The organism is Nocardioides sp. NPDC051685 (genome assembly GCF_044453405.1).
Classification (GTDB): Bacteria; Actinomycetota; Actinomycetes; order Propionibacteriales; family Nocardioidaceae; genus Nocardioides.
In genome coordinates this window covers 92,637-114,227 of sequence record NZ_JBITCR010000003.1, presented here as the reverse complement: position 1 = coordinate 114,227, position 21,591 = coordinate 92,637, and the positions used below count along the sequence as shown (strand labels likewise).

Here is a 21,591-nt window from a genome sequence, read left to right as displayed (position 1 = left end):
CCAGGACGGATGTGCGGTCTTCTTCGGCGGGATGGGACCATGTTTCCGTGAGCACGCCGTCAGCCGAAGAATCCCGCATCGCGACCCGCTACGGCCGTGGCCCGCGCCGTCGCCCGGGCGTACTCCTGCTCGCGCTGGTCCTCGCCCTGGTCGCGATCATCGGCTGGTTCGGCTGGGCGCTGTGGCTGGCGCTGCACCCCGAGGTCTCCTCCGGGCTGGAGAAGTGGGAGGCGATCAGCGAGAACGAGGTCGAGGTGACCTTCGTCGTACGCCTCCACGACAAGGACGCGAAGCCCGTCTGCACCGTCGAGGCCGAGGACGACCAGGAGGAGAAGGTCGGCCACCTCGAGTTCACCGCCGGCGAGGGCCGCCAGACGATCACCATCCCGACCGAGCGCCGCGCGGCCCGGGTCGAGTGGGGCGACTGCACGGTCGAATGACCGTGCAGCCACCCGCAGATCAGCCGGTGAAGACCTCGGTCTTCAGGATCTCGACCTTGAGCGGCCCGCGAGGACCCTCGTAGGTCACGGTGTCACCGACGCTGGCGCCGATGAGCGCCGCGCCGATCGGGGAGGCGGCCGAGGAGATCTCGACACCGCCTGCGTACTCCTTCATCTCGATCGAGGCGATGAGGCGGGTCTCGGCCTCGTCGTCGTCATCGCCCTCGAACTTGAAGGTGACCAGCTTGCCGACCGAGACGACGCCGTCGTCCTCGGGGACGGTGGTGTCCGCCTTGCGCAGCAGCGCTTCGAGCTGCTGGATCTGACCCTCGAGCTTGCCCTGCTCCTCACGGGCGGCGTGGTAGCCGCCGTTCTCCTTGAGGTCACCTTCGTCGCGGGCGGAGCTGATCTCGGCGAGGATCTCCTGGCGCCGGGGGCCCTTCAGGTATTCCAACTCGGCGGTGAGCTTGTCGAATGCACCCTTGCTGAGCCAGATAGTGGCAGCCGTGGTCTCGGTCGACTGAGTCATAGCGAGTTACTCCTGATGGGTAGTGAATATAGGTAAGGGGCGCCGGTCAACCCCCATTCACCGGCGCCTTCTCTCCCTGCTGTGCGGGCATATTTCACCCAGCTGAACGTTCCGCGGGAGATTGTCAGAAGGTTCAGTTTAACAAGGCAACCACACCCGAAGACAGTTCGCGACCGAAACGTTGCGCAATCCGACCTCGGGACCGTTCCCCGGAACGTCAGGGGCTGATCGCCGGGTATCCCTTGTTGCGCAGCTGTTCGAGCACTCGCTCGGCGTGGTTCTGCCCGCGGGTCTCCAGCTGGAGCTGCACGACGACCTCGGCGAGTCGCAACCCGGGGTTGGTGCGCGAGTGCACGACCTCCATGACGTTGGCCCCCGTGTCCCCGATCACCGACAGCAGGGTGGCCAGCGCACCGGGCTGGTCGGGGATCGTCACCGCGACCGGCAGGTAGCGTCCGGCCAGGGTCATGCCGTGCTGGATCACCTTGCTGAGCAGGAGGGGGTCGATGTTGCCGCCGGAGAGCACCACCACGACCGGGCCCTCGAAGGCCTCGGGCGCGTCCATCAGTGCCGCCACGCCGACCGCGCCGGCGGGCTCGACGACGAGCTTGGCCCGCTCGACGAGAGCCAGCAGCGCGCTCGAGATCGCCTCCTCCGAGACCGTACGGATCTCGTCGACGTAGGCCTGGATCATCGGGAAGTTGGTCTCCCCCGGCAGCCCGACGGCGATGCCGTCGGCCATCGTCGGCATCTTGTCGAGCCGGATCGGTCGGCCCTCCCGCAGCGAGACCGGGTAGGCGGCGGCGGTCTCCGCCTGCACGCCGATCACCTTCACGTCGGGGTGCTTCGCCTTGATCGCGAGCGCCGCACCGGCGAGCAGGCCACCCCCGCCGAGCGGGATGACGACCGTCTTCACGTCCGGCGCCTGCTCGAGGATCTCGAGGCCGATCGTGCCCTGACCGGCGACGACGTCGGGGTGGTCGAAGGGGTGGATCATGACGGCACCGGTGCGCTCGGCGAAGGCCATCGCGGCGTCGAGGCACTGGTCGACGTACTGACCCTCGAAGATCACCTCCGCGCCGTAGGCGCGGGTGGCCTTCTCCTTCGGGATCGGCGCGCCCTCGGGCATGAACACGGTGGACGGGATGCCGAGGGTGGTCGCGGCCAGCGCGACGCCCTGCGCATGGTTGCCCGCACTGGCGGCCACCACCCCGTGCTTGCGCTCCTCCTCGGACAGGCGGGCGATGCGTACGAATGCTCCGCGGGCCTTGAAGGAGCCCGTACGCTGCAGGTTCTCGCACTTGAGGATGACCGTGTCTCCGACCATGTCGGTGAGCCAGCGGGCTCCCTGGACCGGGGTCTCGGTGATGTGGCCGCGCAGCAGCTCGCGCGCCGCGAGGATGTCGTCGTACGTCGGCTGACCATGCAACTCAGGCACTGCCCGCTCCTGGGCTCGGTGGGGGTGGGGACGTGGGACCGGGCGGCACCGGGGGCGGCGTCGACGCCGTCGGTGCCAGGGCCGGGACCGCGGTCAGATGGTTGGCCACCGCGTTGAGGGCGGCCACGAGAGGCACCGCCACGAGCGCACCGGCCACGCCACCGAGCACGATGCCGGTGGCGACCGCGAGGATGACGCCGAGCGGGTGGACGCGGACCCAGCGACCGAGCAGGAAGGGCTGCAGGCCGTGAGCCTCGAGCTGCTGGACCAGGATCACGCCACCGAGCATCAGCAGCGCAGTCAACGGCCCCTGGGAGACGAGCGCGACGAGCACGGCGACCGCGCCGGCGACGGTGGCCCCGATCAGGGGCACGAACGAGCTCAGGAAGACCAGCACGCCGATCGCCGCCACGAACGGCACCTGCAGGATCGCGGCGATGATCATGATGCCGACCGCGTCGACCGCGGCCACGATGACGGTGGCGCGGGTGAACTGGGTCAGCGAGACCCACGCGACCCGGCCGGAGCTGTCCATCCGGCTGCGCGCGGCCCGCGGGGCGAGACGGACGAGCCAGCCCCAGATCCGCTCGCCCTCGGCGCAGAAGAAGTAGGTCGAGAAGAGCACGATGAACAGCCCGGCGAAGACGTCGAGGGCGACCCCGCCGACCTCGCTGACCCGGGAGAACGGGTTGGAGGCGTACGCCGCCGCCCAGTCCTGCACGGTGGTCTGGACCGTCTTGAGCCAGGTGTCGACCTGGGCCTCGCTCGCATGGAACGGCCCGTTGATCAGCCAGTCGCGGATCTCGTCGAGCGCCTTGACGGTCTGCCCGGCGAGGTCGGTGAAGCCGTTGGCGACCTGGGTGCCGGCGAAGCTCAGCATCGCGATGACCGCAACGAGCACGCCGATCACCACGAAGAGTGCCGAGATGCTCCGCCTCAGCCCGACCCGGGCCAGGCCGTTGACGACCGGGGAGACGAGCGCGGCGATCAGCAGCGCGATGACCAACGGGACGACGACGATGCTGAGGAAGCCGAGGGCCCGGACGATCAGATAGCCGGCGGCGACGATCACCAGGAATCGCCAGCCCCACTGGGCGGCGACTTCGACACCGTAGGGGACGTTCGTGCGGCTCACCGACGTCGGGGCGGTCACCGGCTCGGGCGCAGCCAGCTGTTCCTGGCGCCCCTCGCGCAGGCGCTCGAACTGGTTGACGAGGCGTAGCGCGAAGTTCTCGGCCGACTCACGGGCCTCCGCGGCGGCCTCCTTGGCCACCTCTGCTGACTCCCGCGCGTCGGCTTCCTCCTGGGCATGACGCTGCGCCTCACGTGCCTCGCGGTTGCGTCTGAACGCTCCTGTCACCCGCTCGAGGCCATCCTTCGCGGTCGGCTTCTCTCCCCCGGGTGTATCCCCCTGATCCGTCACCTGACAGAGGCTACCGGGAGGGTGTGAGGTGGGTCGCAAGGTGCCGCGCCGTGGCGGGGTGCGATCGCGCGAGCAGGCCCACCGCGGCGAGCACGTAGTCGCTGTCGACCGTCCGCAGCGGCGCCTCCGGGAGCTGCCACCCGCCGCGGACCGACCAGCGCATCACCCTTTCCTCGATGCGCTCACGACCATGCCGGAGTACGCCTCCGGAGCCGATCACCACGCCGACCCGGCGCAGGTCGGTGCCGGTGCGCTCGATGACCTTGCCGCTCGGTGACAGCACGACCCGGGACCGTCCCGCGTGCCGCTGCAGGGCCGTGGAGATCGCGATCCTCGCCAGGAGCTCGTCGATGTCCTTGTCCTGCTCGGTGCGCGGCAGCCAGCCGGGGTGGTTGTGCCGGTGCTCGACCTCGCCGGAGAGATCCGACTCGGCCAGGCTCGGGTCCGAGTGCTCGGCCGCCTCCAGGGTCGTGATCGCCGACCAACGCATGCCCAGATCGCCCTCGACCGTCCTGGTCACCGGGGTGACCGCGACGACCTCCTCGCGGACGTGCTCGGCCTCGGGGTCGGGACGGACCACGCTGTGCACGTCGGTGGTGGCGCCGCCGACATCGACGACGACGACGTCCTCGCCGAGCACCTCGGCCAGCGTCTCGACCCCCTGGAGCACGACATCAGGGGTCGCCCCCCGGACGATCCGCCGGAAGTCGTCCCGGCTGCTCAGGTGCTTGCCGCCGATCACGTGCTCGAGGAACATCTCCCGGACCGCCGCGCGGGCGCTCTCGGGCGCGAGCACGCCGATCTTGGGAACGACGTTGTCGCAGGTCACATGGGGAACGTCGGCCAGGATCTCGTCGATCTCCGGGTTCGCGTCACGGTTGCCCGCCACGACCACCGGCCCGCGCCAGCCGGCCGCGGCCAGCTCGCGCGCGGCGGAGACGATGGCGTCCCGGTTGCCCCCGTCGGTGCCACCGGTCAGCAGCACCAGATCCGGGGTCGTCAAGCTCAGCGTGGCCCCCAGGTCACTCTCGGCTTCACGACCTGCGGTCGCGACCACCGCGACGACCTTGCCACCGCTGGACAGCGCCACCCGCCGCCCGGCCTCGGCGGTCACCAGCTCCTCGTTGCCGACCACGGCGATCCGCAGTCCGCCGCCTGCCGAGGAGCAGGCGAGGATCTCGGCGTCGGCCGCCCGGGAGTCCTTCTCGGTGAGCGTGGCCAGGCAGGCGTCGTACGCCTCCATCACCTCGTGCAGCGACGTCGGCGCGCTCGCGGAGCCGAGGACCTCTCCCGAGGCGAGGTCGACGTGGAGAGCCTTGGTCCAGGTGGAGCCGAAGTCGACGCAGACGGCGGTCTGTGGCTGATCAGCTCTGGTCAAGGGCCTGCTCGAGGTCCGCGACCAGGTCCTCGGCGTACTCGATCCCGACGGAGATCCGCACCAGGTCGGCCGGCACCTCCAGGTCGGTGCCCGCGACGGACGCGTGGGTCATCCTGCCCGGGTGCTCGATCAGGCTCTCGACACCGCCGAGCGACTCGCCCAGCGTGAAGATCTTGGTGCGCTCGCACACCGCGAGCGCCTGGGCCTCGCCGCCGGTCACCCGGAAGGAGACCATGCCGCCGAAGCGCTTCATCTGCTTCTGGGCGACCGTGTGGCCGGGGTGGGTCTCCAGGCCCGGGTAGATGACCTCGCCGACCTTCGGGTGCGAGGTCAGGAAGTCGGCGACGCGCTCGGCGTTGTCGCAGTGGCGGTCCATGCGTACGGCCAGGGTCTTGAGGCCGCGCAGGGTCAGCCAGGCGCCGAACGGGTCGGCGATCGCGCCGGCGGCGTTCTGCAGGTAGCCGATCTTCTCGGCGATCTCCAGGTCGCGGACGACCACGGCACCGCCGACGACGTCGGAGTGGCCACCGACGTACTTGGTCGTGGAGTGCACCACCACGTCGGCGCCGAGGGTGAGCGGCTGCTGCAGGTAGGGGCTGGCGAAGGTGTTGTCGACCACCAGCCGCGCACCGGCCTCGTGGGCGACGGTGGCGAGCGCGGAGATGTCGGCGATGTTGAGCAGCGGGTTGGTCGGCGTCTCGACCCAGACCACCTTGGTCTTGCCGGGCTGGATCGCGGCGGCGACGGCGTCGACGTCGGCGACCTGAGCGGGGGTGTGCGCGATGCCCCACTGGCTCTCGACCTTGTCGATCAACCGGTGGGTGCCGCCGTAGGCGTCGTCGGGGATGACCATGTGGTCACCGGGCCGCATCAGGCTGCGGATCAGGGTGTCCTCGGCGGCCAGACCGGAGGCGAAGGCGAACCCCTTCTCGCCCTCCTCGACCGCCGCCAGCGCACCCTCGAGCGCGGTGCGGGTCGGGTTGGCGGAGCGGCTGTACTCATAGCCGTTGCGCAGGCCGCCGACGCCGTCCTGCTTGTAGGTCGTGGTGGCGTAGATCGGCGGGATCACCGCACCCGTCGTCGGGTCGGGCTCGTAGCCCGCGTGGATCGCCTTGGTCTCGAATCCGGCCTTGCCGAGGTGCTGCTGCTCGCTCACGCTCCGAGCCTACGTCCGATCTCACCTCGCCGCCCATCCGGGAACGTTCGCGCGTCGAACTGTGTTGGAGACTGGTAGCAACCTGACTTTCTGGAGGTCACTCATGTTCGGTCGCCCAACACAGCTCTTCCCCGAGGACCGCACCCTCGCCGGGCGCGACCAGGCCCTCTTCGACCTGCCCGCGAAGCACCGCGTCCTGGGGACTCCGCTGCTCGCCTCGCCCGAGGACGGCACCGCTCCGGAAGGGTCCGAGGTGGCGTACTTCGGTCTCGGCTGTTTCTGGGGTGCCGAGGAGATCTTCTGGCAGACGCCGGGGGTCTACTCGACCGCCGTGGGCTACCAGGGTGGCACCACGGCCAACCCGACCTACGAGGAGGTCTGCAGCGGTCAGACCAACCACACCGAGGCCGTCCGGGTCGTCTTCGACCCCACCGTGGTCTCCTACGCGGACCTCGTCAAGAAGTTCTTCGAGGTGCACGACCCGACGCAGGGGATGCGGCAGGGCAACGACGTCGGGACCCAGTACCGCTCGGCGCTCTACTACGTCTCCGACGCGCAGCGGGAGACCGCTGAGGAGCTGACCAAGATCTACGGCGCCGAGATCACCAAGCGTGGCTACGGCGAGATCACCACCGAGATCCGCGAGGTGCCCACCTTCTACGCCGCCGAGCCCGCGCACCAGCAGTACCTGGACCGCGTGCCCAACGGCTACCGCTGCCACGCGAACACGGGCATCGCCTTCCCCGCGACCGCCTGAGGTCAGGTCAGCGGCAGATACATCACGTGGAGGCCGACCCGGCCGTGCGACGTCGAGTCGAACGCGTCCGGGACGGTCCCGATGATCTGGAAGCCGAGCGACTTCCACAGGCGTACGGCGGTGGTGTTGGTCTCCACGACGGCGTTGAACTGGATGCCGTGGAAGCCACTGTCCTTGTGCCACTGCACGCAGTAGTCGCCGAGGGCCCGGCCGACGCCCTTGCCGCGGGCGGCCGGGGAGACCATGAACGAAGCGGTGCCGATGTGGCTGCCGCGGCCCGGGCGGTTGGGGCCCATCTTGGCGCTGCCCAGGATCTCTTCGCCCTCGACGGCGACCACGACGTGGTCGGACATCCACATCTCGCGGGCCTCCTCTGAGGTGAGGCCTTCGGGGTAGGCGTAGGTCTCCCCCGCCGCCACGATCTCGGACCAGAACGGGTAGATCTGCGGCCAGTCCTCGGCCGTCGCTTCGCGGATCTGCATCAGATGTCTGTCCTTCCGTCGATGGCCTCGCGCATGAGGTCGGCGTGGCCGCAGTGGCGGGCGTACTCCTCGATCATGTGGACCAGGATCCAGCGCAGGCTGACCTGCTGGCCGTCCCGTGTCTTCCCGACCGCGATGCGATCGAAGGAGCCGGCGGCATCGGTGAGCTCGTTGGAGCGAGCGATCGCGTCGCGGAGGAGGGTGCGCAGCGCCTCGGGGTCGTCGGCGGCGGCGCTGTTGAAGTCCCAGTCCTGGTCGTCGTCCCACGGAGCCGTGTCGAACGGCGGGAACGGGCCGTTGCCGGCCAGGCGTACGCCGAACCAGGTGTCCTCTACGTACGCCATGTGCTTGAGGAGTCCCGCCAGCGTCATGGTCGTGGGCGGGAAGGGCCGGTTCAGCTGCTCGTGGTCGAGGCCCTCGACCTGTCTGAGCAGGGTCGCCCGATGGAAGTCGAGGAACGCGCGCAGTGTGGTGGACTCGTCCGCGACATAGGGGGCGCCGGTCGGATGTCGGGTGTCCTCGAAGAGTGCCTCGGTCATGGCGTCAACGTAGCTGCGGAGGGTTTCCTGGGCGAATCACTTCCGCGAAACTGAAACACGTTCTAGATTGGCGCCATGTCCTTCGCCTTCGGGAGTCCCGAGAAGCCACTCAGAGTCGTCGTCTGGTCCACCGGGACGGTGGGACGTCATGCGATCGCGGGGGTGGATGCCCATCCCGACCTGGAGCTGGTCGGGGTCTGGACGTCGACGCCGGCGAAGGCCGGGGTCGACGCCGGGGAGCTGGCGGGGCTGGGGCGGACCCTGGGCGTTGCTGCGACCACGTCGCGCGAGGAGCTGCTCGCGCTCTCCCCGGACTGCGTCGTCCACGCGGCGATGACCGACGACCGGGTGTTCGAGGCGATCTCGGATCTCACCGAGCTGATCCGGGACGGGGTGAACGTGGTCTCGTCCGGGCCGGTGATCCTGGTCCATCCGCAGGGGACGCTGCCGGACGAGATGATCGCCGGGATCGACGAGGCCGGGCGGGAGGGCGGTGCGTCGCTGCACGTCAACGGCATCGACCCGGGCTTCGCCAACGACGTACTGCCGCTCGCGATCACGTCGCTGTCCCAGCGGATCGACCACCTCCGGGTCAGCGAGATCGCCGACTACTCGACGTACTTCCAGCCGGTCGTGATGAAGGACCTCTTCGGCTTCGGAGGATCCTTGGAGGACAAGCCGTTCCTGTGGGAGCCGGGGGTGCTGAGCACCGCCTGGGGCCCCGTCGTCCGGGTGCTCGCCGCCGGTCTCGGGGTGACCCTCGACGAGCCGCTCGTCGAGCACGTCGAGCGCCGCCCGGCGGCCCAGGACACCAAGACCGTGTCGGTGGACATCGCGAAGGGCACCCAGGGTTCCGTACGTTTCACCGTCACCGGCACCGTCGACGGCGTCCCTCGCATCACCCTGGAGCACGTGACCCGCACCGACGCGGCCTCCGACCCCGACTGGCCTGTCCCGGCGACGGGCGACGGCTGCTACCGGATCGAGGTCACCGGCGAACCGTCGATGACCGTCGAGCTCAGCCACCACGGCGAGCACGGCGACCACAACGTCTCCGGCATGATCGTCACCGCCCAGCGGCTGGTCAACGCCGTCCCCGCCGTCGTCGCCGCCTCCCCCGGCCTCGTCTCCCCTCTCGATCTTCCGTTGATCACCGGCCGCGGGCTCGTCACCCGATGAGCGAGACGTCACTACGGTCGGCCGAGGCGTCACCCCCGTCGGCCGAGGCGTCACCCCCGTCGGCCGAGTCGTCACGCACGTCGGCCGACACGTCACGTTGCCATCTCGGCCGACGCAAGCGACGCCTCGACCAACCGGAGCGACGTTTCGGCCGACGCCGCTGACGTCTCGGCCAGCGCAAGCGACGTCTCGGCCGACCGGCCGGACGTCTCGACATGGAGGAAACAGATGAGCATTCTCGAACGGTTCAGACTGACCGACCACGTGGCGATCGTGACGGGGGCGGGGCGCGGGATCGGCGCCGCTACCGCGGTGGCGCTGGCGGAGGCGGGGGCGGACGTGGTGATCGCGTCACGGACCGAGAGCCAGCTCCGGAAGGTCGCCGAGAGGATCGAGGCGGTGGGGCGGCGGGCGCTGGTGGTGCCGGCTGACTTGGCCGATACGGCTGCGACGGCGGGGCTGGCGGAGCAGGCGTACGAGGAGTTCGGGCGCCTCGACATCGTGGTCAACAACGTCGGCGGGACGATCCCGAACACGTTCCTCGACACCGACGAGGCCTATCTCGAGGAGGCCTTCCACTTCAACGTGACCACGGCGCACGCACTGACGCGGGCGGCGGTGCCGTACATGGTGAAGAGCCCGGACGGGCAGCAGTCGGTGGTGTCGATCAGCTCGATGATGGGACGTACGGCGGGGCGCGGCTATCTCGCGTACGGGACCGCGAAGGCGGCGCTGGCGCACTGGACCCGGCTGGCGGCCACCGACCTGGCACCGCGGATCCGGGTCAACGGGATCTTCGTGGGATCGGTGCTGACCAGCGCCCTCGAGTTCGTGGCCGGCGACGAGAACATGCGCGGCGAGATCGAGGCGAAGACCCCGCTCGGACGGATCGGGGAGGCGGAGGACATCGCCGCCGCGGCGGTCTACCTGACCTCACAGGCTGGGCAGTTCGTCACCGGGAAGCTGCTCGAGGTCGACGGCGGCACCGAGGCGCCGACGCTGGATCTGAAGCTCCCCGACGTCGGCGCCTGATCGTCGGGCAGTCAGACGGTGACGTCCTTGTGCCAGGACTCGGTGACGTAGTCGGTCACCCAGCCCATCGACTTGTAGAGCCCGTCGGCCCCGGTCGGGCTGTCTGCGTCGACCTCGAGCGAGACCCGGTCGCGGCCGCGCTCGAGCGCGTCGCCGATGACGGCATGCAGGAGCCCCTTGGCCACCCCGCGGCCGCGTGCGTTGCGGTTGACGCCGATGTATTCGACGTACGTCCCCTCGACCCCGGCCGCGTTGGCGGGCAGCACCGAGGCGACCAGCGAGCCGGCGGGCAGCATGGTGTCGGGATCCTCGAGATCGTCGACGTAGGCGAGCCACCAGTGGTCCCAGCGGTGGCCGGGGTCCTCGCGGAGGCGCTGTACGAACTCCGGGAAGCTCTCCCGGTAGGAGTTGAAGTGGTCCTGGAAGGACTCCTCGAGGGTCTGGTGGACCGTCTGCAGGTCGGCTGCGACGGGCATCCCGTTCTCGTGGGTCTCGACCTGCCGGATCGTCACGCCCTCGCGGAGCGGGGGCACGGTCTCGTCGGGCAGCACCGGACGGCTCATGTGCAGCCAGGTGCGCTTGTTGGTGAACTCCGCCGCCGCCAGCCACTCCCGCTGCACGGTGTCGTCGGCGAACGGGCTGGCGTCGAGATGGGACTCGGTGATGCCACGCAGCTCGGCCATGGACCGGGCCTGGTCCTCGAGCCAGGCGTAGAGCCCGGCCGCGATCTCGGCGGTCCGCTCGATGGTTCGGTCGACGTAGAGGTAGACGAGCGTGCGCCCGGCGGCGCGGTCGTGGGCGATCGCCCAGGCGCGGATGTCGCCCTCCGGGTCGATCGCGACGAGCTGCTGTCGGGTCCAGGAGGCGGGGCCGGCGACCTCGCCGGTGATGGCATCCGCGTCGACCTTTCCGGACCCTTCGAAGGGTGTCTTGTCGGCTGCTCGGAGCCTCAGAAGTGCGGGTAGATCGTCGAGGTCCGGGACCTTCGTCGTCCATCCATCAGGGAGTTCCACGGGCGTCTCGCTATGGTCGCTCACCCGTCCATTGTCCCAAACCTCAGGGAAGGTCGACCCACTGGTCCGTGCCCGGGACCAGCACAGACGCCCCCGCGGTGAGCTCTGCGACGAGCGCTTCGAGGCGTTTCTCCTCGGCCGGTGGAGCGCCGATCCGCAGGGTCACGGCAGCTCCGTAGACGGTGTCGAGGACGGCCACACCGGAGGATCGCAGGTCGGTCTCGAGACGGCCGGCGGCGTCGTACGCAGCCTCGATCGAATACTCCCGGACCAGCTCTCGCCTGAGCGTCCCGACCTCGCCCAGCGCGGTGCGGACGGCGTCGGAGTAGGCCCGGACGAGACCGCCCGCGCCAAGCAGCGTCCCGCCGAACCAGCGAGTCACCACGGCGACCGTGTCCGAGACCCCGGCACCGCGAAGCACCTCGAGCATCGGCGCGCCGGCCGTGCCGGCCGGCTCGCCGTCGTCGTTGGAGCGCTCGACCGGCTGCGGCGGCGGACCGATCCTGAAGGCGGAGCAGGTGTGGCGGGCGTCCCAGTGCTGCTTGCGCAGCCGCTCGACCACCTCCCGGGCGTCGGTCTCATTCTCGACCCGGGCGAGCGTGCACAGGAACCGCGACCGCTTCTCCTCGATCTCGGCGGCGCCGTCGCGCGCGATCGTCAGGTAGCCCGCCATGTCACCAGATCCCCAGCACGCTGCCGCCGATGCGGACGATGAACCCGGCGACCACGACGATGAAGAAGACGCGTACGAACCCGGCGCCCTTCGCCACCGCGGTCCGCGCCCCGAGGTAACCACCGATCAGGTTGCACACGCCCATCACCAGGCCGGTCTTCCACATCACCGCGCCCTGCGGGACGAAGACGACCAGGGCGGCGAGGTTGGTGGCGACATTGGCCATCTTCGCCTTCGCGCTCGCCTCCAGGAAGGAGTAGCCGAGGAGACCGACGAGCCCGATCACCAGGAAGCTGCCGGTCCCCGGACCGAGGGCGCCGTCGTAGAAACCGACCGCGAACCCGACCACCATCGCGCCGATCAGATGCCGGTGACCGTCGTACCTCAGCTCCGTCGCCTCGCCCAGCGACGGCTTGAAGAGCACCCACGCCCCGACGAGGATCAGCGCGACCAGGACGATCGGTTCGAAGACGCTCTCGGGAAGGTACGAAGCCACCCCCGCCCCCAGGGCAGAGCCCGCGAACGCGAGGATCATCAGCGGGATGAAGGTCTTCGGGTCCGGCCCGACCCGCCGGTAGTAGGTCGCGGCGCTGATCGAGGTGCCGAAGACCGAGGCCAGCTTGTTGGTCGCCAGGATCTGCACCGGCGCGGCACCGGGCAGGAACAGCAGCAGCGCCGGCAGCTGGATCAGCCCACCTCCGCCGACCACCGCGTCCACATATCCGGCGGCCAGGGCCGCGAGGGCGAGAAGGGCAAGTACGTTCAGCGTCTCCTCGGGCACGAGCGCAGGCTACGCGGCCGGATGCTCACCGAGTTAACTCGGTGAGCATCCACCCAGGCTCAGCCGGCCCACCAGCCACGACCCCCGAACGCATCGGGATAGCCGCCGTAGGAGTTGGACGTACGCCGCGCCGTCCTGTCGCCCAGATAGGACCCGACCACGGCGGCACCGAGGTCGTCCAGCTCGGGCGCGACGACGCGCCCCTCGACCCGGCGGGCCATGGAGTCGATGAAGCGGGCCAGGCCGGGATCGTCGCCGAGGCGGAAGAAGGTGGTCTGGGCGCCGAGGCGCCGGGAGTTCTCCAGCTCCTCGACGGACCGCGCGATCGTGACCGGGTGCGGCGGGTAGGAGAACCAGACGTCGCCGCCGGGCTCCAGGTGGGCGGTGGGCTCGCCGTCGGTCACGATCAGGAGCACCGGCTGGGCACCCGGGTGCTTGCGGAAGTGCCGGTTGGCCAGCAGCAGCGCGTGGTGCAGGTTGGTGCCCTTGTCCCAGATCGCGTCGAGGGCGGTCAGCTTCTCGATCTCCATCGTCTGGGCGTAGCGCCCGAACGAGATCAGCTGCAGGTCGTCGTTGCGGAACCGGCTCTTGATCAGGGTGTGCAGCGCCAGCGCGGTGCGCTTCATCGGCACCCAGCGGCCGTCCATGGCCATCGAGAAGCTGGTGTCGACCAGGAGGGCGACCGCTGCCTGCGTACGGGCCTCCGTCTCCTGCACCTCGATGTCGTCGACGGTCAGGCGGACCCCGGGGCCGCGGCGGCCCTCGCCGACCTCGCGGATGACGGCGTTCGTGATCGTGCGGGGTACGTCCCAGGGTTCCGTGTCGCCGAAGGCCCAGGGCCGCGAGGAGCCGGAGAGGTCGCCCGCCGCACCGGCGCGCTGCAGGTCGCGTTCGCCCTGCCGCCCGGAGAGCCGCTGGGCGACGTCGCGGAGCAGGGCCTTCCCGAGCTGGCGCATCGCCTTCGGGGTCAGCCGGAGGTCGCCGTCGGAGCCGCGCTCGAGCTGGCCGGAGTCGCGCAGCGCCTGCTCGAGCTCCTGCAGGGTGCGCGCGTCGACCGCGGCCTGATCACCGAGCTGGCGCGAGAGCGCGTCGAGGTCGATGTCGTCGAGCCGGCTCCCGGCGTAGGACTGCTGGAGCTGCTCGGAGAGCTGGTCGAGCTCGGCGATGTCCTGCAGCACGCCGGTGCCGTCGCCGAGGCCGAGCCCCTCGCCGCCGCCGAACTCCTCGGAGCCGTACCAGTCCTCGCCGGGCCGCGCCGCCTGCAGGTTGGCGTCGAGCTGGGCCATCTGCTCCATCAGGGCGGGCGAACCGAACGCCTGCGCCGAGAGCTCCATCAGTTCGCGTCGCTGCTCGGCCGACATCGAGTTGAGCATCCGCTGGGCGGCCGCCGAGCGCTGCGCCAGGGTGTCGAGCAGCTCGTCGATGTTCTGCGGGTTCTCGGGGAAGTACTGGCCGTGCTTGGCCATGAACTCGTCGAAGTCCGCGTCGGTGTCCTCGCCGCGATTGTGCTTGTCGAGGAGCTGGTTGAGGTCGCGCAGCATCTCCGCGATCGCCTCGCGGTCCTCGTCGGTGGCCCCTTCGAGCGCCTGCTTCATCCCGGCAAACCGCTGGTCGAGGATCTCGCGGCCGAGCAGGTCCTTGATCTCCTCGTAGGCCTCGCGGGCCTCGCGTGAGGTCCAGTCGTAGGAGGACAGCTCGCTGACCGCGGCGGCGGTGTTCGGCGAGAGGTTGTCGATCTGCATCTCCCGGAACGCACGGTCGCCGTCGTCCATCGTGACGTCGCGGGCCAGCTGCTTGCGCTCCTCCAGGACCGCCTTGTCCAGCAGCTCGCGCACCTGCTCGAGCGTGCCATCGAGGTTGTGGCGCTGCAGCAGCTCACGGCGCCTCTCGGCGACCTGCCGGGCGAGGTCGTCGAGGCCCCGCTGGTCCTGTCCCCCGCGCCGCAGGAACTCCCGCATCGCGCGCTCGGGCGAGTAGCCCGACATCACGTCCTCGCCGATCGCGTCCAGCGCCTCGGCGATGTCGACCGGCGGAGCGAGCGGGTCGCCCCCGGCGTACTTCTTGTATCTGCTCACGTGGTGCTCCTCAACGCGTGTAACACGCTGTTCGTAGGTCTATCCGGTCGTTCCAATAGGGCGAGTAGTCCTACGAACGACGTGTTACACCTCGCTCGACACTCGCTGATCAGCCATAGACCGTCTCGCCATCCGCCGTGTCCTTGCCGATCTTTCTGGCCAGGAACAGGCCCTCCAGGGCCAGCTCGACGGCGCTGGCCAGCTGGCCGTCGTTCTGGGGGCCGCCGGTGGCCTCGTAGACGCGGTCGCCGATCTGGTCGTAGAGGTCGGACTCGCCCAGGACCGGGAGGCCCTCCAGGAAGGCGCGGGCGGAGATCTTGGTGCCGGTGGTGACCATTCGGCCGTCCTCGATGGCGTCGATGAGCAGCGCGAAGTCGAGGCCGCGGAAGGACTTGCGGACGACCTCGGCGATGGCCGTACGCAGCAGATGGGTCAGGATCTCGGCCTCGCGGCCCTCCTCGCCGGACTCGAACTCGATCTTGCCGGAGAGCACCTCGACGGCGGTCTCGATGTCGACGAGACGAGCGACGGCGTCGGGCTCCCCTGCCACGGTGGCTCGGTGGAGCGCCGCCGCGGCGACGGTCTCGGCGCCGGCGATCGAGAAGCGCGCCGAGACCCCGGAGCGCTGATCGACGGCGGAGGATGAACGCAGGTGGCGGGTGAAGACCGCGAGGATCTCGAGGAGATGGTCGGGTACGTCGGCGACCAGCGCGGCCTCCTGCCGGATGACCGCCATCTCCGCGGCGAGCTCGCGCGGGTAGTGAGTGCGGATCTCGGCGCCGAAACGGTCCTTGAGCGGGGTGATGATCCGGCCGCGGTTGGTGTAGTCCTCCGGGTTCGCGGAGGCCACCACCAGCAGATCGAGCGGCAGCCGCAGCACGTAGCCGCGGATCTGGATGTCGCGCTCCTCCATCACGTTGAGCATCGCCACCTGGATCCGCTCGGCGAGGTCGGGCAGCTCGTTGATCGCGACGATGCCGCGGTGGGAGCGCGGGATCAGGCCGAAGTGGATCGTCTCCGGGTCGCCCAGCGAGCGTCCCTCGGCGACCTTCATCGGGTCGACGTCGCCGATCAGGTCGGCCACCGACGTGTCGGGGGTGGCCAGCTTCTCCGCGTAGCGCTCGGAGCGGTGCTTCCACGCGACCGGCAGCGCGTCACCTGCCGTCGCCGCCAAGCGCTGGGACCCGACCGAGACCGGCTCGTAGGGGTGCTCACCGAGCTCGGATCCCTCGATGACCGGGGTCCACTCGTCGAGCAACCCCACCAACGTACGCAGCAGCCTGGTCTTCCCCTGGCCACGCTCACCGAGCAGGACGACGTCGTGTCCGGCGATCAGGGCACGCTCGAGCTGCGGGATGACGGTGTCCTCCAGCCCGTGCAGCCCGGGCCAGGGGTCCTCTCCGGCTGCCAGCTTCGCCAGCAGGTTGTCGCGGATCTCCTCACGGAGCGACTTGAACACATGGCCACTCGCGCGAAGCTGGCCGAGGGTGCTGATCGTGGGTGCGGCAGTCACGGACGCAACGCTACGCCGCCGCCCAACCCCTGGGCGGCCGATGCGTCGACGTCCCGACCCTCGGATACGGAGGAGCCGACGCTGGCGAGCAGCTCCTCGACCCGCTCCCGGGTCAGCGCGGTGCGGTCGAGCTCGCCCACCTCGTCGAGGATCGCGACCACCTCGTGGAGCGTGGCCCGGGCCTGGGCGACCCGGTCGGTCTCGCGCTCGATCACGGCGCGGCGTACGAGGATGTTGGCCTCACCCCACCGGTTGCGCTCCTCGAGGTGGTGGGCGAGCTCCAGGCGGAGATGGGTCTCGGCGTCGGTGTAGCGGCCCAGGCCGATCAGGGCGTCGACCAGGGTCAACCGCGGCGAGGCGGAGGAGTCGACGTCGACCGGCCCGTGACCGATCTCCTCCTCGATCAGCCGCACGGCGTCCTCGTAGCGCTCCATCCGGACGTAGACCTCGGCCAGCCCGATCAGGCTGCCGCGGGCACGGTCGTCCATCCCGGCCGCGTCCGCGACGGCGTACGCCTCCTCGAGGACCGCGACGGCCTCGTCGAGGGACCCGATCATGCTCATCGCCTGGCCGCAGTTGGACAGCGCCATCTCCAGGCCGGCGGCGGTCCCGGCCTCACGGAACACCGAGGCAGCGCCACGGAACTCCGAGATCGCGCGGCTCAGGTCGCCGGCCCTCGCCCGGCTGATCCCGACCTGGTTGCGGATGTAGGCAGCGTCGACGTGCTGACCGGCACGGAGGGCGGCGTCGAGACCGAGCTCCTGGAGGGGCACCATCTCGGCGGGTGGGTGCCGCATCGAGAGGGTGAACATCTTGTTGACCAGCTGGTAGGCGGGGCCGAGAAGCTCGGCACGCACCGCGAGGCGCACGGCGCTCCCCATGGTCAGCCACTCCCGGTCTCCCCAGGCGCGCGCCTGCTGCGCGGTGGCGAAGCTCAGCGGGGTGACCCCGTCGACGACGGGGTCGAGGCTCATCAGCCGGAAGGAGCGGCCGCCGGCCTCGGAGGCCGCGACCAGGGAGTGGGTGTACCAGCTCACCAACCGCAGCAGCGCCTCACCTGACTCCTCCGCGGAGCCCATCTCCAGGGCGTAGTCGCGGATCAGGTCATGGAGCACGAAACGGCCCGGGCGGTGCTCGCGGACCAGGTTGGCGTCGACGAGCTTGTCGACCAGCCGCCGGGCGGCGGCGATGTCGACGGCGAAGAGCGCCGCCATCGCAGGCATCCCGATCTCGTGGCCCGGGCGGAGGCCGAGGAGGCGGAAGGCACGCCGCGACTCCTCGTCGAGGGAGTCGTAGGACCAGGAGAAGACCGCGCGCAGATCGGAGATGGGATCGAGCGGCGCCTCGAGCGCGGCCAGCCGGCTGGTCTCGCCGTCGAGCTCGGCCAGCAGGTCGGTCAGCGGAAGATCCGGGTAGCGGCTGCAACGCTCGGCCGCTACGGCGAGCGCGAGCGGCAGGTGTCCGCACCTGTCCGCAAGGGCACGTACGTCCTCATCGTCCGCCGGCCGGTCGATGAGCCGCTGCCGGAGGAACGCCGCCGACTCCGCGGGGGCGAGCGTGTCCAGCGCGAGCCGCCGGGCCCCCTCACGGGTGGCCAGGCCGCGCAGCTGGCTCCGGCTGGTCACCAGCACCAGCGAGTCACCACCCGGCAGCAGCGGCCGCACCTGCGTGGAGTCGCGAGCGTTGTCGAGCACGAGGAGCATGCGCCGCTGCGCGAGAGTCGTACGCAGCAGGGCCGATGCCGCGTCCACCTCGGCCGGCACCGAGGCGACGTCGACGCCGAGCCCGATCAGCAGGGTCGTGAGCGCCTGGGCGTGCGAGAGCGGCTCGCCCGGCCCGAAGCCGCGCAGGTCGATGAAGAGCTGACCGTCGGGGAAGTGCTCGGTCCGGGCGCGCGCCCAGTGCACCGCGAACGCGGTCTTGCCCACCGCACCGATGCCGTGCACGGCGACCACGCTCGGCCAGCCGGCCTCGTGGCCGATGGTGACCGCGTCCAGCAGCCGGAGCTCGGCCTCCCGACCGGAGAAGCTGGGGATGTCGGCCGGGAGCTGCCTGGGGACCAGGTCCTCCTCGGAGACGCGCTGGGCGGGCACGGTCGCCTCCCCCGGCGCGACCTGCACCTCCGGGGCGGCCGGCGAGGAGCCGACCAGCAGCCGGGTGAAGGTCGAGCGCAGCTCCGCACCGGGGTCGGCGCCGAGCTCGTCGGCCAGTCGTGACCGGACCTCCTCATAGGCCTCCAGCGCCTCGGCGGTACGTCCCGCAGCGTCCAGCGCATCCAGCATCACGACCCACAGGGACTCGCGCAGCGGGTGGTCGCCGACCACCCGGCGCACGTCGGCGACCGCCTTCGCGGCCCGGCCGGCGGCGATGTCGAGCTCGGCGCGTTGCTCCAGCGCCGCGAGGTAGCGGTCGACGAGCCACGGCCGGGTGCGTTCGGCCAGCGACTCGTCGGCCGACTCGGCGAACGGCTCGGCCCGCCACAGCTCGATCGCCTCCTCGAGCCGCGCGTAGGCGTCCGTTCCCTGCGCCGCGTCGAGCAGGTCGATGAAGGCGAGCGCGTCCACCGAGGAGCGGGGCAGGTCGAGGATGTAGCCACCGGCAGCGCGGCGTACGACCTCCTTGCCGAGCACGCGACGCAGCCGTCCGATGTAGGTGTGCAGACTGCCGCGCGGGTTGTCGGGCAGCTCCTCGCCCCAGATCCGGTCGGCGAGCACGTCGGCGGAGACGGGTGTGCCCGCCTCCAGGGCCAGCAACGCCAGCAGCGTGCGCGGGCGCCGTCCCGGGATCTCCACCGGCTCACCTGCGCGCGTAACGATCAGGGGACCCAGCAGACAGATGCTCACATCCGTCACCGAAGCACCCCCGCCGTCCCGAGCCGCCTGCGCCTGAGAGCCACCCCCACACCATAGTCGGGGCGCTCCGGGCCCACGACGGGAATGTGCCCTTTCCGGTACACAATGGGCGCATGTCCCCCTTCGGCCGCACCTCCACCGGAACACCGCTGCCCGAGGAGTGCCCGTGCGGGAGCGGAAAGCGCTACGCGGTGTGCTGCCACCGGCTGCACCGTGGCGGTGCCCCGGCCGAGACGCCGGAGGAGCTGATGCGCAGCCGCTATGCGGCGTACGCCCTCGGGGACTGGGACTACATCTTCCGGACCTGGCATCCGCGGACCCGCCCGGACGACCTGGGAGGTGCCGCACCGGACTCGGGACCGACCTGGACGGGACTGGAGATCGAGGGCTCGGGGCTCGATGACGACACCCACGGCTGGGTGGCGTTCCGGGCGTCCTATCGCTCCCCGGCGGGCGACGGCGTGCTCGCCGAGCACAGTCGGTTCGAGGTGCGTGCCGGACGGTGGCTCTACGTCGACGGCAAGATCGCAGACGAATGATCCAAACGCACACATTCGCGTGAGTTTGAGGCAGACAGTAGAGAAACTGTTGCCGTTATGTGGACGCGACCGGGTCCGGCACGACAGACTCTGACAAGTGACCACTGACGCGACCGAAGACCTGACCGGTCTCGAGCCATCGGCGCGCTCGCTCTTGGACGCGGTCATCGCGATGTCGAGCGAGCTCGACCTGAGCGCCATGCTGGAGCGGATCACCCGCTCCGCCTGCGAGCTGACCGGGGCGGGCTACGGCGCTCTCGGCATCCTCGGCCTCGACGGCGAGCTGCAGGACCTGATCACCTACGGCCACCAGCAGGAGCCGACGCTGCAGGTCGTGGGCAAGAGCCGCGGCCGCCGTGCCCGCCTCGATGCCGACGTCGACTCCGATGCCGATGCCGATGCCAACACCTATGAGGGTGTTCACGACGGCGCGGACGACGATGGCGAGCCGGCATCGACGACCCGGCCCAGAGGGATCACCGCTCCCGACCCCCTCCTGCTGGTCGCACCCCGCACGCCCGAGGGTGGCAGCCACGCGCTGCGTACGAGCGACCCGGGCAAGCGCAAGTTCATCGAGGTGCCGCTGCGGATCGGTGAGCGCGACTTCGGCCACCTGCTCCTCTCGGAGAAGGTCGGCGGTGCCGACTTCACCAGCCACGACGAGCAGCTCGTCGTCGCCCTCGCGCGTGCCGCGGGAGCCCAGATCGACAAAGTACGCGAGCTCGAGCTCAGCGAGCAGCGCCGCAAGTGGCTCGAGGCGAGCGCCGAGCTCAGCCGGGCCCTGACCCCGCCGCTGGACCACACGGTCGCCCTCGAGCGGATGTGTGAGACCGCGTTGCCGCTCATGCGCGCGATCGGGGTCGGCGCCGGCACCCGCATCGAGCACGGACTCGTCTCCGGCGTCGCTGCCGCGCCCGGCCAGGAGGAGCGGGTGCGGGCGGTGACCGAGAAGGTCCCGCTCCTGATCGACCGTCGCATCGTCGAGCCGCTGGACCTCGAGGTCGACGGGCTCTACGTCGTGGTCGCCCCGGTGCGCTCCTCGCTCGCCGGCCGCGGCGCGCTGCTGGCGATCTACGACAACGCCGGCGCCGCCCACGACGAGCACGAGCGCGAGCTCTTCTTCGGCTTCGCCGGCCAGGCCGCCCTCGCCCTGGACCGCCTCCGCGCGGTCGAGGACCGGGCCGACCTCGCCGTCATCACCGACCGCGACCGGATCGCCCGCGACCTCCACGACGTCGTCATCCAGCGTCTCTTCGCGATCGGGCTCCAGCTCGAGACCCTGGGCCGCAACCCGCAGCGGGTCGAGGACCTGCCCAAGCGGCTCTCGGAGCAGGTCGACGCGCTGGACCAGACCATCAAGGACGTACGCGGCTCCATCTTCGACCTCAGCAACCACGACGCCTCCTCGCTGCGGGCGCAGGTGCGCGAGGTCGTCCGAGAGTACGCCGGCGTCATGGACTTCACCCCGGAGATCAAGATCACCGGGCCGGTCGACACCGCGGTGCCCGACTCGGTGCGCAACCACCTGCTGCCGGTCCTGCGCGAGGCGGTCTCCAACCTCGCCCGGCACGCCCAGGCCCACAGCGCCCAGATCGAGCTCTCGCTCCAGGACGACGAGATCAAGCTGGTCGTACGCGACGACGGCAGCGGTGTCCCGGAGGAGGCCGAGGAGAGCGGGCTGAAGAACGCCCGCTGCCGCGCGGTCCAGCTCGGCGGCCAGCTCGAGATCGGCCCGCGCTCCCCCAGCGGCACCGAGCTCATCTGGCAGGTGCCGATCACCGCTGGGGCCTGA

Annotated in this window: 19 protein-coding genes; 6 read left to right on the top strand and 13 right to left on the bottom strand. The window is 70.5% G+C overall.

What is annotated here, in order from left to right:
• Positions 1–47 precede the first annotated feature (47 nt).
• Positions 48–440 (top strand): DUF4307 domain-containing protein, encoded by a 393-nt coding sequence (locus ACIA03_RS10555; RefSeq protein ID WP_396982017.1) that lies wholly within the window; start codon positions 48–50, stop codon positions 438–440.
• 19 nt (positions 441–459) lie between these two features.
• Here ACIA03_RS10555 and greA read toward each other — a convergent pair whose 3' ends face one another.
• The 5 genes from greA to ACIA03_RS10530 form a co-directional block, all read right to left on the bottom strand.
• Positions 460–969, bottom strand: coding sequence for a transcription elongation factor GreA (gene greA / locus ACIA03_RS10550; RefSeq protein ID WP_045548421.1), 510 nt, complete (start codon positions 967–969; stop codon positions 460–462).
• A 217-nt stretch (positions 970–1,186) separates the two neighbouring features.
• On the bottom strand, positions 1,187–2,407 hold the full coding sequence (ilvA, locus tag ACIA03_RS10545) for a threonine ammonia-lyase (protein ID WP_396982015.1): 1,221 nt from the start codon (positions 2,405–2,407) through the stop codon (positions 1,187–1,189).
• Complete coding sequence (locus tag ACIA03_RS10540) at positions 2,400–3,830, bottom strand: AI-2E family transporter (protein WP_396982013.1); 1,431 nt, start codon at positions 3,828–3,830, stop codon at positions 2,400–2,402. Before ACIA03_RS10540 ends, ilvA begins: the two co-directional genes overlap by 8 nt.
• Positions 3,831–3,840: 10 nt before the next feature.
• Positions 3,841–5,208: a glutamate mutase L gene (locus ACIA03_RS10535; protein ID WP_396982011.1), complete on the bottom strand. Its 1,368-nt coding sequence runs from the start codon at positions 5,206–5,208 to the stop codon at positions 3,841–3,843.
• Positions 5,195–6,364 carry a cystathionine gamma-synthase gene (locus ACIA03_RS10530; RefSeq protein ID WP_396982009.1) on the bottom strand — a complete coding sequence of 390 codons (1,170 nt, stop codon included), beginning with the start codon at positions 6,362–6,364 and terminating at the stop codon, positions 5,195–5,197. Before ACIA03_RS10530 ends, ACIA03_RS10535 begins: the two co-directional genes overlap by 14 nt.
• A gap of 103 nt (positions 6,365–6,467) precedes the next feature.
• On the opposite strand from ACIA03_RS10530, the gene msrA reads away from it, so the two are divergent.
• Entirely contained in the window at positions 6,468–7,121 is a 654-nt protein-coding gene (gene msrA / locus ACIA03_RS10525; RefSeq protein WP_396982007.1) for a peptide-methionine (S)-S-oxide reductase MsrA, read from the top strand.
• A gap of 2 nt (positions 7,122–7,123) precedes the next feature.
• On the opposite strand, the gene ACIA03_RS10520 is transcribed toward msrA, so the two are convergent.
• On the bottom strand, positions 7,124–7,603 hold the full coding sequence (locus tag ACIA03_RS10520; RefSeq protein WP_396982004.1) for a GNAT family N-acetyltransferase: 480 nt from the start codon (positions 7,601–7,603) through the stop codon (positions 7,124–7,126).
• Entirely contained in the window at positions 7,603–8,142 is a 540-nt protein-coding gene (locus ACIA03_RS10515) for a DinB family protein (protein WP_396982002.1), read from the bottom strand. The genes ACIA03_RS10520 and ACIA03_RS10515 overlap by 1 nt, the downstream gene beginning before the upstream one ends.
• 75 nt (positions 8,143–8,217) lie before the next feature.
• Between ACIA03_RS10515 and ACIA03_RS10510 the strand changes: the two genes are divergently transcribed.
• Positions 8,218–9,321 (top strand): diacylglycerol kinase, encoded by a 1,104-nt coding sequence (locus ACIA03_RS10510; RefSeq protein ID WP_396982000.1) that lies wholly within the window; start codon positions 8,218–8,220, stop codon positions 9,319–9,321.
• Positions 9,322–9,549: 228 nt separating this feature from the next.
• Entirely contained in the window at positions 9,550–10,353 is an 804-nt protein-coding gene (locus ACIA03_RS10505) for an SDR family oxidoreductase (protein ID WP_396981998.1), read from the top strand.
• Between the two features lie 11 nt (positions 10,354–10,364).
• Here ACIA03_RS10505 and ACIA03_RS10500 read toward each other — a convergent pair whose 3' ends face one another.
• From ACIA03_RS10500 to ACIA03_RS10475, 6 genes are all read right to left on the bottom strand, one after another.
• Positions 10,365–11,366 (bottom strand): GNAT family N-acetyltransferase, encoded by a 1,002-nt coding sequence (locus ACIA03_RS10500; protein ID WP_396981996.1) that lies wholly within the window; start codon positions 11,364–11,366, stop codon positions 10,365–10,367.
• Positions 11,367–11,409: 43 nt separating this feature from the next.
• Complete coding sequence (locus tag ACIA03_RS10495; RefSeq protein ID WP_396981994.1) at positions 11,410–12,039, bottom strand: YigZ family protein; 630 nt, start codon at positions 12,037–12,039, stop codon at positions 11,410–11,412.
• A gap of 1 nt (position 12,040) precedes the next feature.
• Positions 12,041–12,820: a TSUP family transporter gene (locus ACIA03_RS10490; protein ID WP_396981992.1), complete on the bottom strand. Its 780-nt coding sequence runs from the start codon at positions 12,818–12,820 to the stop codon at positions 12,041–12,043.
• Between the two features lie 59 nt (positions 12,821–12,879).
• Positions 12,880–14,895 (bottom strand): hypothetical protein, encoded by a 2,016-nt coding sequence (locus ACIA03_RS10485; protein WP_396981990.1) that lies wholly within the window; start codon positions 14,893–14,895, stop codon positions 12,880–12,882.
• Positions 14,896–15,004: 109 nt separating this feature from the next.
• A complete protein-coding gene (locus ACIA03_RS10480) occupies positions 15,005–16,408 on the bottom strand; it encodes a magnesium chelatase (RefSeq protein ID WP_396981988.1) in 1,404 nt (467 codons plus the stop codon).
• Positions 16,405–19,200: a BTAD domain-containing putative transcriptional regulator gene (locus ACIA03_RS10475; protein WP_396981986.1), complete on the bottom strand. Its 2,796-nt coding sequence runs from the start codon at positions 19,198–19,200 to the stop codon at positions 16,405–16,407. Before ACIA03_RS10475 ends, ACIA03_RS10480 begins: the two co-directional genes overlap by 4 nt.
• Before the next feature lie 173 nt (positions 19,201–19,373).
• Between ACIA03_RS10475 and ACIA03_RS10470 the strand changes: the two genes are divergently transcribed.
• Positions 19,374–19,799, top strand: coding sequence for a YchJ family protein (locus ACIA03_RS10470; RefSeq protein WP_396981984.1), 426 nt, complete (start codon positions 19,374–19,376; stop codon positions 19,797–19,799).
• 97 nt (positions 19,800–19,896) lie between these two features.
• Positions 19,897–21,591 (top strand): sensor histidine kinase, encoded by a 1,695-nt coding sequence (locus tag ACIA03_RS10465; RefSeq protein WP_396981982.1) that lies wholly within the window; start codon positions 19,897–19,899, stop codon positions 21,589–21,591.